This window comes from Lacibacter sp. (assembly GCF_057361365.1).
In genome coordinates this window covers 63,496-81,062 of record NZ_JBMQSG010000006.1, presented here as the reverse complement: position 1 = coordinate 81,062, position 17,567 = coordinate 63,496, and the positions used below count along the sequence as shown (strand labels likewise).

Here is a 17,567-nt window from a genome sequence, read left to right as displayed (position 1 = left end):
GTTTTATTAAACTTAAAATCATGATATATGAAACATCTGTTTGCTGCAGTGTTGGCCTGTATCCTGTTTTCGGTTGCAGGCGCACAACATATTATTTCAATCAATGGAAATTCTTATTTGCCTAATACTTTAACCGTAAATGTGGGCGATGAAGTAATTATTGAAGCCAGTAAAATATATCCGCTAACAGAAGTAAATCCTGATAGTTGGCATGTGAACCGACTCACCCCTCAAAACAATGGATTTTCTTCCTCATCGAATTACCGGATTCTTATAACAGCTGCTATGGCTGGACAAACAATATACTTCGGTTCTGCAAGTAGTATTGCTTCAGGCATGAAAGGCCGGATCGTTGTTAACGCAGTGCCGGGAATTTTCAACAATGATAGCCGGGATTTTAATTTTACCGTGTATCCTAACCCGGTGAAGACCGATTCATGGATCAACATCGAGTTGATCCGATCGGAACGTATTTCCATACAGGTATATGATATGAACGGCCGTATTGTGCGTACGTTTATTGATCAGCAAATGAATGCTGGTAATATTAAAATGCCGTTCACGTTAAATCAACTTGAAAGCGGAAATTATATTGTGCAAATGCGCAGTGGTAACAGGCGCATCACTAAACAGATTCTTGTGCAATGATCAGATCAGCGTTTTTAATTTTTCAACCACCACATCCACTTCTTCTTTTGTATTGAATTTGCTGAATGAAAATCGAACAGGAATTTGGTTGGGGTTAGTATTGATGGCACGAATGACATGCGAACCTTGTTGTGCGCCGCTTGTGCATGCACTACCACCCGATGCACAAATGCCATCCATATCCAGATTCATCAGCAGCATTTCTGATTTTTCTGATTTTGGAAAACTTGCATTCAATACGGTGTAGTTGCTGCGGCCCATTGGATCGCCGTTAAAGCTTACTCCTTTCAGATTTTTCTTTAACTGTTCGATCATATAATATTTGATGCTTTGGATATAAGCACTTTCGTTATCCATTTTTTCAGTTGCAAGTTGTAATGCTTTTGCAAATCCAACAATGCCGTATACATTTTCAGTACCTGCACGCATGTTACGTTCCTGTCCGCCACCATGAATATATGGTTTGATGTGTACGTTCTCGTTGATGTATAACAAACCCGCACCTTTTGGCCCATGGAATTTATGCGCTGATCCGCTAATGAAATGCACCGGAGTATTACGTAAATCAAAATTGAAATGCCCGATGGTTTGTACCGTATCAGAATGAAAAATGGCACCATACATTTTACAAAGGTTTCCTACAGCAAACAAATCAGTAATGTTGCCGATTTCGTTATTTGCATGCATCAATGTTACCAATGTTTTTTCTTCAGTTGAAGCCAGCAGTTGTTCAAGATGTTCAAGATCGATGTGACCATTTGGCAATACATCAACGTAACTTACTTTGGCTTCATCACGGTTATCAATATATTCAACTGTATGTAAAGTAGCGTGGTGTTCAATTTTTGAAGTGATGATGTGTTTGCAACCAAGATCACGAACTGAAGCCGTAATAGCTGTGTTGGAACTTTCGGTGCCACCACTTGTAAAAAAGATTTCGGCAGGATGTGCATTCAGAATCTTCGCCACCGATTTGCGTGCATTTTCAATCGCCAATCTTGTTTCTCTTCCGAACGAATAAATTGAAGAAGGGTTGCCAAATCCGTTTTGCAGATAAGGCAACATCGCATCTAATACCTGTGGATCGATGGCAGTTGTGGCGGCGTTGTCGAAATAAATGCGGGTCATATCCAAAAAATGAGCTGCAAAGATAAGGTGTTGTAACCGATGAAAGTTAATGCAGGTGAGTTACCGGATTTTATTTAAGGGTGCTTCAACGGACTGGTTACATTAAACTTTTAATTGTGTTCATTACTTCTGTAGCCAATGCATCTGCTTTTTCAATTGTTGATGCTTCAGAATAAACCCTGATAATAGGTTCGGTATTGCTGCTACGCAAATGCACCCAGCTTTTATCAAATTCAATCTTAACACCATCAACCGTGTTAACAGGCTGTGCTGCATACTGCTCTTTTACTTTTGCCAGCAATGCTTTTACATCTGTTTCTTTCGGCAGATCGATCTTTTGTTTGCTCATGAAATAATCGGGATAGCTTTTACGTAACTCGGCAGTTGTTTTACCCGATTGTGCAAGATGTGTCAGGAATAAAGCAATACCGATCAATGCATCTCTTCCGTAATGCAATTGCGGATCAATAATGCCGCCGTTACCTTCGCCACCAATCACTGCATCTACTTCTTTCATCATTTTTACCACGTTCACCTCGCCTACTGCGCTGGCAAAATATTCACCACCATGTTTTTCGGTAACATCTTTCAATGCACGTGTCGATGATAGATTGGAAACTGTATTTCCTTTTTGTTTTGATAAAATGTAATCAGCAACAGCCACCAACGTATACTCCTCACCAAATAAGCTTCCATCGTTGCTTACAAAACACAAACGATCAACATCAGGATCAACAGCAATACCCAGATCAGCTTTTTGATCAACTACTGAACTGCAAAGTTCAACGAGGTTTTCAGCTAGTGGTTCGGGATTGTGTGCAAAGTTGCCATGCATATCAGCATTAAGAACCGTAATATCAGTTACACCCAGCGCATGCAATAACGCCGGCACAGCTTCAGCTCCTGAACTGTTGATGGCATCAAGGACTACTTTAAATTTCATATCAGCAATAGACTGCTTGTTCACCAACGGATGATCAAGGATTGCTTCAATGTGTTTTTGCAAAAGATCATTATTGAACGAGTAAGAACCAAGTTCATCTACTCCTGCAAAATTAAATGCTTCTTTTTCAGCAATGGCCAGCATTTGCTGTCCAAGTTCAGCACTGATGAATTCTCCTTTTTCATTCAGCAGTTTTAATGCATTCCACTGTTTTGGGTTATGCGATGCCGTTAGGATAATGCCACCATCTGCTCCTTCAAATTTCACCGCCATTTCAACGGTAGGTGTGGTGCTCATGCCCAAATCGATCACATGTAAACCCATGCCCAGCAAAGTATTTACAACAAGACTACGCACCATTTCACCGCTCATACGTCCATCACGACCAACAATTACTTTTTTGCCTTTGCCCAGTATAGTTGCGTATGCTGCTGTAAATTTTACAATATCAACAGGAGTTAAATTGTCGCCGGGTGCACCGCCAATGGTACCACGAATGCCGGAGATGGATTTCATTAAAGCCATGAACTATTTGAATATTTAGTATTAAAAAATTGGAAGATCGATTGCGAAGGTAATGGTTGTTGATTGTTTGAAGTGTTTTGATGCAACCGTATGCGTGAGGTCCTGAGCGGAGTCGAAGGATGATTAGTGTATCTCGACTTCGTTCGATACACACAAACCGCCCTTTCGACTCCGCTCAGGGTCTTACATCATCATCTTATAGATCATTTCTTTTAGCAGCGATGCATCTTCGGTGCCGGCATCACCCACCCCAACGCTTCGCAGGTTATAATGATGCATGAGTAATAAAGCCGATTGCACACCTTCAAATCCGTATGAGTTAGCGGTTACTTTATAATCTTTCAGGAACCAGGCGTTAATGCCTGTTTGTGCTGCAACGGTCTTGTCATCGCCCTGCACGCCAAACAACATAAACACCTTTGAGAAATAACTGTAAAGCGAGGGTAATACCAATTGAATGGGCGCAGCTTTGGGATTGCTTTCGAAATATTGAACGATCTGAAGTGCTTTGGCTAAGTTCTTTTTACCAACTGCATTTTGCAATTCAAACACATTGTATTCTTTGCTGATGCCGACAAAATTTTCAATATCATCATCGGTAATTGTTGTACGGGTGCCAAGGTTAAGGATCACCTTATCAACTTCATTAGCAATACGACTAAGATCATTGCCAATATGATCAACTAAAAGTTGAACAGCCTTTTGCGTGGGCTGGTATCCTTTGCCCTCTATAAAATTTTGTGTCCAGGCCGGCAGTTCATTGTCATACATTTTTTTTGTACTCAACACTTCGCCTTTATCTTTCAACAGCTTTGCAAGCTTACTACGACCATCAACTTTCTTTTCTTTATGGCCTACCACAAAAATGGTTGAAGCCAGCGGATTGTTGATATAAGCTTCCAGCTTATCAATATCCTTCATTTGCTGAGCTTCTTTGAGTATTACCACCTGCTTGTCCGAAAACATGGGATAACGCATGCAGGCATTCACTACGTCGCTCCATGCTGCATCTTTGCCATAAAAAACAGAAAGATTAAAGCCAGCCTCAGCGTCAGATAAGATCGTATGCTCTGCAGCATCCACTAACTGATCGATGTAAAAGTCTTCTTCCCCTTCAAACCAGTAAACAGGTTTAAAATTTTTCTTTTTCCAGTCGCCAAGAATTTTTGTTACACTCATACTTATTCAGCAATAAAAATATTTTCAGTCGGGAGCAAAGGTAATTGTTGCAGCTTTAGAAAAACTTGTGCTGTTGCAATTACATCTTTCTGGCAATACGCAACTATACGAGGGAGATCTTTTTGTATATAATAAATTTCTTTTACCTGACTGCCGTCAATACCTTCTTTGGGTGTTGGTATTCCTAAACAACTTGCAAGCAGGTTAAGCGAAGTGTAATTCTTATAGTCGCCAAACTTCCAAAGCTGCATGGTATCTACCAGGTTTGTTTCCCAAGGTTTTTTACCAAGCAATTGCAGGTACGACGGTAGTGTTAGTCCGTTGATGAGTAAACGCCGGCTGATGTAAGGAATATCAAACTCTTTAATGTTATGCCCGGCGAAATGCATAGCAGGTAAATTTTTATAAAACTTATTAACAGATTCCGTAAACTCCACTAACAGCTGTTTTTCATCGTGACCTGCATATGATTTCAAGCGAAAGCATAATCTTCCACCTTTATCGGTATAAAAATAACCTGTGCTTATGCAGATTATTTTGCCAAATTCAGCCTGTATTCCGGCCCTTTGTTCATACATTTCAGCAGCCGAAAAATTTTCTGGCATGGTTTTGGAAATTTTGTCTGCCCAGAGAACTTTCCATAGTTCCGGCAGCTCTTCAAACGATGCAAATTGTGGTACTGTTTCAATATCAATTACCAGAATAGAATCGGGTTGAATATGTTGTTGGTTAGCCATAGCTAAATATAAATTTTAAAACTTAAAAATCAAACAGTATGTCTTATTCAAACTATCCTTCCGCAGCCCCTCAGGATAACCCACCTTCTACACAGAAGAACAACAGTAACCGTGGTTTAATTTACGGCTTATTAATCGCCGCATTACTCGGTACTTGGGGATACATCATTTGGGACAAATCAAAAAGTAAAGAAGTAACTACACAGTTACAAGCACAGTTAAGCACCAGCGATAGCAGCAAGAGTGCAATTCAAAGCGAATACAATTCAGCTTTACAACGTCTTGATGAATTAACAAGCATGAACGCAAGTATGGACAGTCTTGTTAAAACAAAAGACAGCGATATTGGTAACATGAAAAAGCGTATTCAGACTTTACTGAATAAGCAAAATAAAACCGCTGCTGATCTTGCTGAAGCAAAGCGTTTAATTAACGAGCTGAATGAAAAAATCAGTGGTTATGTAGTAGAAGTTGAAACATTGCGTGGTGAAAACCTTCAGTTGAAAACTGAAAAACAAGAAATCACGGTTCAAAAAGAAGCATTGCAAGTTCAGTACGATCAAACATCAGCTGAAAAGAAAGTAGTTGAAGAAAAACTGGATGTAGCGTCTACATTGAATGCTTCAAACATCAATATCGTTACAATTGACGAACGTAAGAACGGTAAAGAAAAAGAAAAAGATGTTGCGAAGCGTGTTGACAAAATCCGTTTATCATTTAACGTATTCAACCGTGTTGGTGAAGAAGGAACTACAAAAGATGTTTATGTAGTGATTACTGATCCTACAGGACAAGTAGTAAGCAACGAAGCTTTAGGTAGCGGTCGTTTCACAACAAGAGAAGAAGGTGAAAGAGTGTTTACAAAAATGTCAACTCTTACTTTCGCAGCAGGTAAAACAACTCCTGTTTCAATTGAATGGAAGCCAGGTGCCAAATTTGTTGAAGGTGCTTACAAAGTAGAAATCTACAACAATGGTTTCAAAATTGGTGAAGGTTCAAAAACATTACGTAAAGGCGGCTTATTTAGCTAAGCATACATACACGTTGATGGTTTATTTAAAAAGCGGTGGATTCTTCCACCGCTTTTTTTATTGGTCGGTACAGTTGCAAACCGGCAAAACTCTTGAGGCTGTTGTCAGGTCGACTATGTAGGCATTTCTAACATATAAGAAAGTCGATAAAATGTAATTAACTAAAACAACGCTCTTACACTTGCCCTTCCCGTATGAATAGCTTTCGCTTCACCGGGCTTTCGACCTTCGTAGGTAAAATTAATTTCCATGTTATTGGCAAGTCTTCTGGTGAAATCAATATTCCATAAAAAGTTTTTACCTGGCAATAAAGCATCGAGCATAATAAATGCAACAGTAGAGTTTGTAGCACCATTGAACTTGATATTGCTGAATTGAAATTTTCCATTGATGGTGCTGCTGGAAAGTACATTGTAACGCATTTCGGTAATAATAGAGTTAATGACAGCACGCTCTTTTTGTCCTTCTTCATTTTGCTTGTCTTCATATTTATAATTCAGAGAGAAGCGATATTTTGTTCCGCTCTGGAAACTGATAGACGGCTCAGTAACCCATTGTGCAAGATCATAATTGCGGTTGCCAAACTTGGGTGTTTCCAATTGATTGCTGATCATTTTTATTAGAACGTTCGTTGAAAATTTCTTGCTGAGGTTCCAGCGAATACGACCGGAAAGATCACGGAGAGTTCTTGTTTCCAAACCATAAGTAAGAATAGAACGACCAACGTTTTGTATATGCGTAAGATCAATACCCCATACACTGCTTGTACGGTTAAAAAACAATGTGTTTGTTAGCACAGAACTCAACGAAATTAAACTTGTATCAACTTTTGGTTTTGAAAACGGGTCGAGGTTGATATTTTTATCAGAGATCTCTTTTTTAAATATCTGCAAACCCGATTGAACTGTGAAACGGGTTAAAAACTTTGGAAATCCTTTTGCCTTATTTGGATCGATCAATGCTCTCGGATTTAAATTAACACTGTAGTTAAACTGGTTGTAATTTGCACGAATAAAATCAAGCGTTGGCGTAAACACACGAATGTACCGTGCCTGGTCTTGATAAAGCGCTATTTCAAATTCATTCAACTGCGGAATGCCATCTGTATTGTAATCGTTCCATGTATATTCGCCTTGCCCGGCAGGTACTTCAAGGAAAGAATAATCACGGCGTTGCTCCTGCCCACTTCCGGCTTCATATAATACATTACCTGTGAGCATTCCTTTCCATTCGTTCACAAAATATTCTGCACGACCTAATACTGTGCGTTCAGGCTTTTGTCCTGTGAGCTGACTGTTGTACACTTTCAATTCACGTATAGTTGCATTTAAACGGAACTGGTGTTTTTCACTACTCATCAATTCAACATAGGCATTGTAGTTAAAGCTTCTATCGGTTTGCTCAAGCTGTTTTCCTAATGGAAGTTTATCACGACGTGTAAAAAAATTCAAACCCCATTTATTTGAAGCTTCTTTTGAACGGAGATAAAGTGTCCATGTATCCCACATGAAAGTCAGTGGAGATAGTGTATCGGTGATGCGATTCCGTATTTCACTATGTTCTAAATAATATTGCCCGCCAATCTCAATTTTATCAAGTTTGTCAAATCTTCTCTTGAGATCAACAGTTGGTCGTAAAAAGAAACCTTTGTTGCTGCCGCTGTCAGTTGAGGAGTAATTAAGGTTACCAACCCATGTCCACCCTTTGTTTGAGTAGCCATGCTGCACTATATGACGAAGACCTTTGAACAAGGAACCACGTTGGTAATTTTGTATGTTATAATTAAACCGGTGATTAGTTGTACGCATCAATTCAATACCTGCAGTAATGATCTGTTCTTTTTCCTGTTGCAGGAAAACTGGTAAGCCCCACTCTCTCGTAAATTCAACGGGACGCAAACGTTCCAATGGCCTGAAACTTTCCTGCACATATTCATAACTGCTGGTGAGTTTATATGTCAATGGTTTTTGCGGATTGCCTTTAAACTGGTTGTTGTATTGCAAAGCAATGCGGCCGGCAACTCCATCATCATTCGTTTTATCTTTTCGTGAAAGCGTATTAATATCAAAACGGCTGATGGCTAATTCTGTTTTTACTAAAAATGATTTGCTTACCTGGTAGTCTGTGCCCACAGTCATCATTTGTTGCGTGCGTGGAGCAATCAATCGCACAGCTGGCGCATAACGCCCCTGTCGTATTCCATTCAGCGGCGCAATCCATTTGTATGTACGACCATTTGCTCCTGCTTCTTCTAACACATAATCGCCATTACCAATGCCAACATCAGTAAATGAAGCCGAATGAACATCAGGCTGATCAATGGTTGTGTACACCAACACAGAATCGTAAGTAATGCTGTTCACAGTTGAATCAACCAAACGATACACGATCTTATTGGCAGCGAAGGTGTCTTTTACAATGGATGGATATAATGCTGTTTCAACTCTATCGCCAATATCAAACAAGAATTGCTTTTGCTCCGTTGTTAAAAATTGGTTTACTGAACTGTTCTTTGAATCAGCATTCGAAAATGCATTGACACGGAAAGTAAGTTTAGGATTAACTTTTAATTCATTACCGACAAAGAATTGAGAGTTTAAAAAATTACGATCAGCATATTCAAATTCTACTTGTATACGGCGATCTTTTGTGATCATGCGCCGAGGCGTGAATGTTATTTCAGCGGTGTTGTAATTGATCACATAATCCTGGTCTTCGCCACGCTGCATCAATTCACCATCAATGAACACACGCTCCGTACCTGCTAGTACGATAAAGAATAATTCACCATTTGGTCCTTGTAAACGATAAGGCCCCTGGTTTCCTTCCTGCCCCTGGAATACATAACGATTAAACTTCCCTTTCGCAATGGCGCCTGATACCAGTGTTGTGTTTTTCCCTTGCTTAAATACATTTGCTTCATTTTGAAAAGCGATACCCTGGAGGCGTTTAAAAAAACTAAGAAAGTAAGCGTCGTTTCTTCGCACATCAATATCACCAAGATTCAATTGCCAGCCTTTCTTTTTTAATTGGATCCACACACGGTCAAATTCATTCAACTGTTGTGTGTTGCCTTCAGCCTGCACCGGGATATTATTGTCGGTCAATGCAGCGGAAAGCATCATACTATCGCCGATCATACCATTGATCTGCAAATTCAATACTCCATTCACCACTGCATCCTGGTTATTACCAAACGAAATACCACGACCAAAGCTTCCATTGTAATTCACATTACCAAAATCAAACATGCCTTTGCCGAAGCCGGTTGTTTGATCAACAGTAATAGGCTCGGTAAGGAAATTGTTTTTAATGTCTTCGAAATTCATCCGTTGTACCTGGGCGTTCAACTTGTAAGGAAACACACGGTAAGTAACCATAACGGAGTCCATCATTGGAGGAGTTACCCAAAACAATCTCCCGTTTACTTCGTCAATTGTGAAACTTTCATTTCCGATACCCGGAATAATGACCGATTTTGGAACTAGACTTAAGCTGTCTAATATGACAGAACTGGTTTTCGTACTGATCTTTTTACTCCGCAGATTGGATAAGGAAGACGGCTGCTGTGCAAGTGCAAGCAGGGAGGAAAGCAGCAGCGTTATGACAAAAACAAGTTTTCGGATAAGTCAGTGGTTTTCAGGATAAGAATGCGTAAAAATAGAATTTATTGTGCAATGAACAGTAATATCGGTATCTGTATGCCGGAATGGTGACTGAATAACAGCTTAACTAAAAAAAGAAAGACCTCCGCAAGGAAGTCTTTTCTTTATTTGATGTTGGTCAGTCACCTTGCAGGTGAACAGACAACTTTATTTCGTAGCTGTTAAGCTCGCCACTGCATATTCTGCATTCAGGCGGGCAATATTGGTCAATGAAATTTCTTTGGGACAAACTGCTTCACAAGCGCCGGTATTTGTACATGCACCAAATCCTTCTTTGTCCATTTGAGCCACCATGTTCAGTACACGTGTTTTCTTTTCAGGTTCACCCTGTGGCAATTGGTTGAGGTGTGCAACTTTTGCACTCACAAACAACATAGCAGAAGAGTTTTTACAAGCAGCAACGCAGGCACCGCAACCGATGCAGGCTGCAGCAGCAAAGGCAGCATCTGCTTTTGCTTTATCAATAGGCAATGCATTTGCATCAACCGCATTACCAGTGTTTACGCTGATATAACCTCCAGCCTGGATCACACGATCAAATGCAGTGCGATCTACCATCAGATCTTTGATCACAGGAAATGCATTTGCTCTCCATGGTTCAACTACAATGGTATCGCCTTCGTTGAAAGCACGCATGTGCAATTGGCAGGTTGTGTTGGCTTCCCATGGACCGTGCGGACGACCATTGATGTACATGCTGCACATGCCACAAATACCTTCACGGCAATCATGATCGAAAGCAATGGGGTCTTTTCCTTCACCGATCAGCTCTTCATTCAACACATCAAACATTTCAAGGAAACTCATTTCCTGTGAAATATTCTTAGCATCGTAGGTTTCAAACGAACCTTTGTCGTTGCTGTTCTTCTGACGCCAAACCTTCAGTTTTACATTGATATTTTTATGTTCCATAAAATCAAAAGTGATTTTAAAATTATTTGTATGAGCGTTGACTTGGTTTCACCACCTCGTAATTCAGATCTTCCTTGTGCAACTGCCATTCATGATCACCTTTCATTTCCCAGGCGGCTACATACATAAACTGATCATCATGACGCAATGCTTCACCTTCTTCAGTTTGTGATTCTTCACGGAAGTGACCACCACAACTTTCTTCACGGTTTAAGGCATCAAGGCACATCAATTCGCCTAACTCAATAAAGTCGGCTACTCGATTTGCTTTATCCAGTTCAGGATTCATTTCGTTGATGTCACCAGGAATACGTACATCGCTCCAGAATTCATTTTTCAACTGCTGAATTTCTTTGATGGCTTGTTTCAGCCCTTCTGCATTACGGGCCATACCACATTTATCCCACATGATCTTACCCAGACGCTTGTGAAAACTTTCAACGGTTTTTGTACCCTTGATGTTCATAAGCATATGAATACGGTCACGCACTTTGCTTTCTGTTTCAGCAAATGCAGGATGATCAGTTGGAATTGCTTTGGTTCTGATCTCATCTGCGAGATAGTTACCAATCGTGTAAGGAATAACAAAATATCCATCAGCCAACCCCTGCATCAACGCACTTGCACCTAAACGGTTTGCACCGTGGTCGCTGAAGTTTGCTTCACCTAAAGAATATAAGCCAGGAATATTTGTCATTAATTCATAATCAACCCAGAGACCACCCATGGTATAATGCACCGCAGGGTAAATGCGCATAGGCACTTCGTATGGATTTTCACCTGTGATCTTTGCATACATGTCAAACAGGTTACCATACTTTTCTTTCACCACTTCCTTACCCATTTGCGTAATGGTTTCAGCATCGGCATTAATGCCACGCTTACCTGCTTCAATTTTTCCATAACGTTGAATGGCTGCAGCAAAGTCGAGATAAACGGCTTGCTTACTAGTACCAACACCGTAACCGGCATCGCAACGTTCTTTCGCTGCACGGCTTGCCACGTCACGGGGAACAAGGTTACCAAATGCAGGATATCTTCTCTCTAAATAATAATCTCTTTCTTCTTCTGGAATATCGATCGACTTTCTTGTATCGCCTTGTTTTTTCGGAACCCATATACGTCCATCGTTACGAAGTGATTCACTCATCAACGTAAGCTTACTTTGATGATCGCCACTTACAGGAATACAGGTTGGGTGAATTTGTGTAAAGCAAGGGTTGGCAAACATCGCTCCTTTCTTATGTGCTTTCCATGCAGCAGTAACGTTACTACCCATGGCATTTGTAGAAAGATAAAATACGTTACCGTAACCACCGCTGCATAACAGTACTGCATGACCGAAATGACGTTCCAGTTCACCAGTGATTAAGTTACGTGCAATGATCCCACGTGCCTTACCATCGATCATGACAATATCCAGCATTTCATGACGTGAATATTGCGTTACGTTTCCTAGTGCTACTTGGCGTTCCAATGCCTGGTAAGCGCCTATCAATAACTGCTGACCCGTTTGGCCTGCAGCATAAAATGTACGTTGTACTTGTGTACCACCAAAAGAACGGTTGCTCAGCAAACCACCATATTCACGTGCAAAAGGAACACCTTGTGCAACACATTGGTCAATGATGTTTGCACTCACTTCAGCTAAACGATGTACGTTTCCTTCACGTGCACGGTAGTCGCCACCTTTAATGGTATCATAAAACAAACGATAAGTGCTGTCACCATCGTTCTGATAATTTTTTGCAGCGTTAATACCACCTTGCGCAGCAATTGAGTGTGCACGGCGTGGGCTATCCTGGAAACAAAATGTTTTCACTTTATAACCAAGTTCACCTAAAGCCGCAGCAGCCGATGCACCGGCCAAACCAGTACCAATCACAATCACTTCAAGACTGCGTTTGTTGGCAGGGTTCACCAGTTTACAGCTGTTTTTATAATTTTCCCATTTAGAATCTAGCGGACCGGCAGGAATTTTTGAATTGAGCATATCGTATCAAATTCGGTTATGGTACAAGTTAGAGGTAGTTTTTCTGGTAGTCAGCTTTTGTGTTATCTGTTCTGCTTTTGTTGCGTCGCACACTTGAACAAAAGTGCACGCTTCAACATTTCATCTTATTCCACCCATTTCAGGTAAACAGCAACGGGCATCAACGCAAACAATAAACTTACAATCACAGAAAAACCAATACCAATTGTGTTTAACAATAAGAGGTAACGGTTATTACTTACACCCACTGTGCGAAATGCACTTTGGAAACCATGCATTAAATGCCAGAACAGCGAGAAACATCCCAGCAGGTAAACAATTACAACCCACAGTTGGCTGAAGGTTACTTTCATTAAACCAAACATATCGTGCATGTCTTTGCCGCCATAATTAGCTGGCATATCTAAACCGGCATGAGTAAACCGTGCAGGTATCCAGAAATGAGTGAAGTGAAGAACGAGAAATAATAAAATGAGTGTGCCCAGCAAACCCATGCTGCGGCTATACCACTTGCTGCCATCGTTACCCATTGGCTTATCGTAACCAACAGATCTTGTTTGTTTATTCTGCACCATCAGCATGTAGCCTTGAATAATGTGCAACACAATGCCCGCCATTAAACCTACTTCCAAAATGCGGATGAGAACCGTTGCTCCCATGAAGTGAGCAGCTTTATTAAACATTTCACCGTTATCCTCGGGATTAAACAGATCGGCAAAAATGCAGGCATTAATGCTGACGTGAATGATTAAAAATGTAATAAGGAATAAGCCTGTAAGGCCCATCACTAATTTTTTTCCAATAGAAGAAGTAAACATCTGCTTGAACGTCATAAAAGTTGTTTTGGAGAGCCGCTGCAAATTTAGGGGAGGAACAGTTTCAAAATACAGTGAACAATGATTAATGTAATAAAAAAAGCCCCTTTAGCAGGAGCTTTTAGAAATATGATTATTTATTGTAATGATTAAAACTTAATACCAATAGTTAGTCCGGCTCTTACACCAGCCCAAGGTCCATCAACCAATGCTTTAACGTTATTAGCACTTACCTGGGCAGAAATTTTAGTTAATGGCAGGTCAATGTCTTCAATTGTTTGTCGCAATTCATTTTGTTCGTTTGCAGAAAGACTAGAAGACGGAACACCATTTAATGTTCCTTTACTTGTGCCGTAATGAGCACCAAGTATCCACCAATCTAGTGTAACAACTTTGCCGAGGTGCCATTGCGCACCAAACATTAAACCTCCGCTATGGGTTACGATATCGCCTTTTAGTTTGATCGTTTTGTCTCCTCCATCTCCCTCAAAAGTAACCGGTAATTCATCGGAGTTAAACTTTGCATAACGGTAATATGGGGCTATATAGAATCCACGGCCATATCCTTTTTTATTCAGGTAGAAACGAACTTCCGGAGTGATAGCAAAGTTGCCCACCTTCAAAGCACGAATATTTGCTTCGAGATCCGGATCGCCATCTCCTATCTGATCAGCAAATTGATCCTGGAAAGGTAAATTGCCCGTTGGCATTGTTCTTACACCAACTGCCAGTGATATTTTCTTTGTAAGGATACGTTCATACTGGAATGAATAGTTTTTTAAACCCAATGCCATCAGGTTTACTTTAACGATATTCATTTTGGGTTTGTCATCACCCTTTTTTTCGGGTGCTTTTTTTGTTGGAGCAGGACTGCCTCCCGACTGTTCATCGAGGGTTGACTGTGCAACTAATGAAGTAATGCTGAAGGCACAAATAAGCAGTGTGGAAAAGATCTTTTTGTTATGCATACAATTTGGTTTGGGGATTGGAAACAAAATACCAGTGCAAATCTTATTTAAAAAAACAACAAATGCTATACCTCCTAAAGGGTATTTTACCCGCCCGTTTAAGTTAGTAAGCGCTGGTTGAGTTCGGTATCAATTTTTTTGAAGAGGTGATATGGTTTATAAACACGCCAGTCACTGATCTGCATCAGCTCAAGGTAGCGGTTGAGTTTAAGTTTTTTGAAATCATACTGCGTTTGCTCCGGCATATTAAGAATAATGGTCCAGCCGTTTTCATCAGCACAGTTTTCATACCACTCTTCGTAATAATCTTTTTCGCTGCTATGGAAGTTAAGTACGTTTTCAGCAATAAGAATGAATTTGTAAATGCCTTCACTCATCAGCTTTTCGATCACTTCCCGCTTCAGTTCCATCACGTCATTTTCAATGGCATCATTCCACTCGCCTATCATTTCAATAATGGCGTACTGCTCAGCATAATCGGCCATTAATATTTTAAGGTACAAAGTGCGGCTGCCAAACTCATCCCATTGCGGGTGGATATAATAATTATAAACCGTTTGAGAATATTCAAACTCGGAGTATTGACGACCATAGAATGGGGAGCGTTCGTCTTCCTCACTCACATATATATGGCGCCAGTTGTAAAAAGGTTCAATATCATGCATACTTCGCACAGCATCTTTCAGGAGATAGCTGCTGCAAATTTCAAACTTGAACCGATAAATAAAAAATCAATTATCGCTGCCGTCATCGAAATAACTTACCATTTGCAACACCGTGCAGGGATGAACGTAGTTGAGCAGTGTTGATTGGATGAGATGTTGAAGCTCCGTGCGGCTCATGCAATATGCCTGGTTCTGCAAAGAAAGTTTGTAAGCATTGATCTTGTGAAAAGCTAATAAGGCCAGCTGGCTGGTATGATCTTCAACAATTGTGAATTGCTCGGCAATATGTGCCTGATCATCGAAGAATAGTGGCTTTTTCATGTGGATACAAATTTGGTTTTAGATATTGGGATATTGTCTGAAGTAAATGTAAGACCAAAAACGGATTGTTTATGTAGTAAAACCACCCGTTGTTTTGTCATTATTACTGTTGCTGCTGGGCTGCTTCTTCGGCGGCAATTCGCTCGGCTTCTTTGGTTGATTCCGTGACCTGCATCTGCACATCATTCAACTCTTCAAACACATGTCCATCTTCGTAACCCACAGATACATAAACTGAAAGCGTTTGCTTAGATACACCTTTAAACGTTCCTCTTATGGGCGAACAGTCGTTGAAATCACGGCCCACCGCCAGTTTAATATGATGTGTTGTAACCCATACATTATTGGTTGGATCAATGCCGGCCCAACCCAGTTGAGGAATATATGCTTCCACCCAGGCATGTGTTGCACCTTCGCCACGCATGCCATTTTTATTTGGACAGATATAACCACTCACATACCTGCTGGGAATGCCCATGCTTCGCAATAACTGCAGCAACACATGAGCAAAATCCTGGCATACACCACTACGATGATCCAGTATTTCATCAACTGTTGTTTCAATATTGGTGATGCCTTTAATGTATTTGAATTCAGAAAAAATATACGATGAGCATGCTTCAACGATCTGCATCACTGTTTTGTGTTCGCAATCAAGATCATTGACAATTTCCTCTAAGGCTTTTGCCGAAAGTATTTCTTCCGGTCGGGATAATTCAAGCAATTGAAAATCCGCTGCCACAAGTTGTTGCAATTCTTCTCTTGTACTTTCAATAACCGGTAGCGTTTCTTTGCCAATGGTGCGCACTACCACCCTGCTATCAATAACCAATAAAGTGTGTGCTGCCAGCAAACTGAAATCGGCACAACGGTTTCCCCAATAATCCAGGAAGAAAAATAATTCCGGATCGGTGCTAATGTTTACTTCGTGTTGTAAAATTTCCTGTTGATCGGAAGCAACGGGATAAATACGTAACTGGTTCACACTTTCCTTTACAGGCCTGTTGTAAGTATATTTTGTTACGTGATGGATCTGAAAAACGGGCATCCTGTTTTATTACTATGCGTACGAGAAAAATTGTTGACCTAATACATGCGAAAATTTCAGCAGGTCCTGTTTGGTATCCTGGAGAAAGCGTTGCAATGTAACCTGTTTGATGGAGCTTTCATCTGCAAATTTTACACGGCTGTAAATACGACCGAATTCACGGTACATCATTTGTTTTTGTGGAGGTTCGTTTTCTTCCAACACTTCGGTTAAATGCGTCTCAGTGCGTGAGAGAGAATAAACAACTGAATGCGGAAAATGATGATTGAAAATGGCCTGGTGCAATACGTTCATGTTTGTTGCGCTGCCCTGGTAATTTTTCATATGCAGCTCGTAACCCGAAAGTGATAACAAGAGATTGCGCCAATAAAGAATATCCTTGTGATCATCAAGATCAAAATCTATTTGTTGAAATTGTTTGTAGGTAACGTCGGCTGTAAGTACTGCACGTTCAATAAGCCTGCCGATATTCATAAAGTTCCAACCCATACCTCGTGGCATCGTGGTATCAATAACGCCAACATAAGTTAATGACAGTTTCAATAATTTATCCATAAGGGGCAATGCTTCTGCTCCTGATAATTTTTTTTCTAACCCCTGTTGATTAACCGTGTGATAGATGAGGTTTACTTCTTCCCAAACTTCTTTGGTAATGTGATCCTGCATACCTCTTGCATTCTCCCTTGCTTTATTAATGATGCAGCGTAGTGAATTACTGTTCGACCTGTTAAGTATAAGATACTGCAATGTATTGGCTGAGGAATATTCGATCTCTTTCATTTCCTCATCGGATAGATTACCAAAAGTTTCCAGTACAGGCCGCCATGAATGAACACCATAGGGTCCTTTATCAAGCGACAAAACATAGTTCGTGAGCAAAACACGCAGCAAACCTTCGGCACGTTCCATATAACGGTTCATCCAGAACATTGAATCGGCAACACGAGATAACATGTATGAGTTAAGATTTTTAGATTTAGAATTTTTTG

Annotated in this window: 15 protein-coding genes; 2 read left to right on the top strand and 13 right to left on the bottom strand. The window is 40.4% G+C overall.

All coding sequences use genetic code 11. From position 1 onward, the window contains the following. Positions 1-27: 27 nt before the first annotated feature. Positions 28-648, top strand: a complete 621-nt coding sequence (locus ACO1QW_RS03710) for a T9SS type A sorting domain-containing protein (protein ID WP_486255807.1) — start codon at positions 28-30, stop codon at positions 646-648. Here the strand turns inward: ACO1QW_RS03710 and ACO1QW_RS03705 are convergent, their stop codons facing one another. The 4 genes from ACO1QW_RS03705 to ACO1QW_RS03690 form a co-directional block, all read right to left on the bottom strand. Further along, on the bottom strand, positions 649-1,776 hold the full coding sequence (locus ACO1QW_RS03705; RefSeq protein ID WP_486255805.1) for a cysteine desulfurase family protein: 1,128 nt from the start codon (positions 1,774-1,776) through the stop codon (positions 649-651). It lies immediately after the preceding gene. Positions 1,777-1,873: 97 nt separating this feature from the next. Further along, the gene (gene glmM / locus ACO1QW_RS03700; RefSeq protein ID WP_486255803.1) at positions 1,874-3,235 is read right to left on the bottom strand and encodes a phosphoglucosamine mutase; all 1,362 of its coding nucleotides are present in this window, start codon (positions 3,233-3,235) and stop codon (positions 1,874-1,876) included. Between the two features lie 192 nt (positions 3,236-3,427). Beyond that, positions 3,428-4,423, bottom strand: a complete 996-nt coding sequence (gene holA / locus ACO1QW_RS03695) for a DNA polymerase III subunit delta (protein ID WP_486255801.1) — start codon at positions 4,421-4,423, stop codon at positions 3,428-3,430. 2 nt (positions 4,424-4,425) lie between these two features. Beyond that, positions 4,426-5,160, bottom strand: coding sequence for a 3'-5' exonuclease (locus ACO1QW_RS03690; RefSeq protein ID WP_486255799.1), 735 nt, complete (start codon positions 5,158-5,160; stop codon positions 4,426-4,428). 38 nt (positions 5,161-5,198) lie between these two features. Here ACO1QW_RS03690 and ACO1QW_RS03685 point away from each other — a divergent pair, with 38 nt between their 5' ends. Beyond that, positions 5,199-6,191: a hypothetical protein gene (locus ACO1QW_RS03685; protein WP_486255797.1), complete on the top strand. Its 993-nt coding sequence runs from the start codon at positions 5,199-5,201 to the stop codon at positions 6,189-6,191. A 161-nt stretch (positions 6,192-6,352) separates the two neighbouring features. Here the strand turns inward: ACO1QW_RS03685 and ACO1QW_RS03680 are convergent, their stop codons facing one another. From ACO1QW_RS03680 to ACO1QW_RS03640, 9 genes are all read right to left on the bottom strand, one after another. Beyond that, positions 6,353-9,586, bottom strand: a complete 3,234-nt coding sequence (locus ACO1QW_RS03680) for a hypothetical protein (protein WP_486255795.1) — start codon at positions 9,584-9,586, stop codon at positions 6,353-6,355. A 417-nt stretch (positions 9,587-10,003) separates the two neighbouring features. Next, the gene (locus ACO1QW_RS03675; RefSeq protein WP_486255793.1) at positions 10,004-10,768 is read right to left on the bottom strand and encodes a succinate dehydrogenase/fumarate reductase iron-sulfur subunit; all 765 of its coding nucleotides are present in this window, start codon (positions 10,766-10,768) and stop codon (positions 10,004-10,006) included. Positions 10,769-10,790: 22 nt separating this feature from the next. Continuing rightward, the gene (locus ACO1QW_RS03670) at positions 10,791-12,761 is read right to left on the bottom strand and encodes a fumarate reductase/succinate dehydrogenase flavoprotein subunit (protein ID WP_486255792.1); all 1,971 of its coding nucleotides are present in this window, start codon (positions 12,759-12,761) and stop codon (positions 10,791-10,793) included. 125 nt (positions 12,762-12,886) lie between these two features. Next, positions 12,887-13,594 (bottom strand): succinate dehydrogenase cytochrome b subunit, encoded by a 708-nt coding sequence (locus ACO1QW_RS03665; RefSeq protein WP_486255790.1) that lies wholly within the window; start codon positions 13,592-13,594, stop codon positions 12,887-12,889. Positions 13,595-13,725: 131 nt separating this feature from the next. Next, positions 13,726-14,544 carry a DUF3575 domain-containing protein gene (locus ACO1QW_RS03660; RefSeq protein WP_486255788.1) on the bottom strand — a complete coding sequence of 273 codons (819 nt, stop codon included), beginning with the start codon at positions 14,542-14,544 and terminating at the stop codon, positions 13,726-13,728. Positions 14,545-14,642: 98 nt separating this feature from the next. Beyond that, on the bottom strand, positions 14,643-15,209 hold the full coding sequence (locus ACO1QW_RS03655; protein ID WP_486255787.1) for a hypothetical protein: 567 nt from the start codon (positions 15,207-15,209) through the stop codon (positions 14,643-14,645). 66 nt (positions 15,210-15,275) lie between these two features. Further along, positions 15,276-15,530 carry a hypothetical protein gene (locus ACO1QW_RS03650; RefSeq protein ID WP_486255786.1) on the bottom strand — a complete coding sequence of 85 codons (255 nt, stop codon included), beginning with the start codon at positions 15,528-15,530 and terminating at the stop codon, positions 15,276-15,278. A 103-nt stretch (positions 15,531-15,633) separates the two neighbouring features. After that, positions 15,634-16,578, bottom strand: coding sequence for a transglutaminase family protein (locus ACO1QW_RS03645; protein WP_486255785.1), 945 nt, complete (start codon positions 16,576-16,578; stop codon positions 15,634-15,636). Between the two features lie 12 nt (positions 16,579-16,590). After that, complete coding sequence (locus ACO1QW_RS03640; protein ID WP_486255783.1) at positions 16,591-17,532, bottom strand: alpha-E domain-containing protein; 942 nt, start codon at positions 17,530-17,532, stop codon at positions 16,591-16,593. Positions 17,533-17,567: the final 35 nt, after the last annotated feature.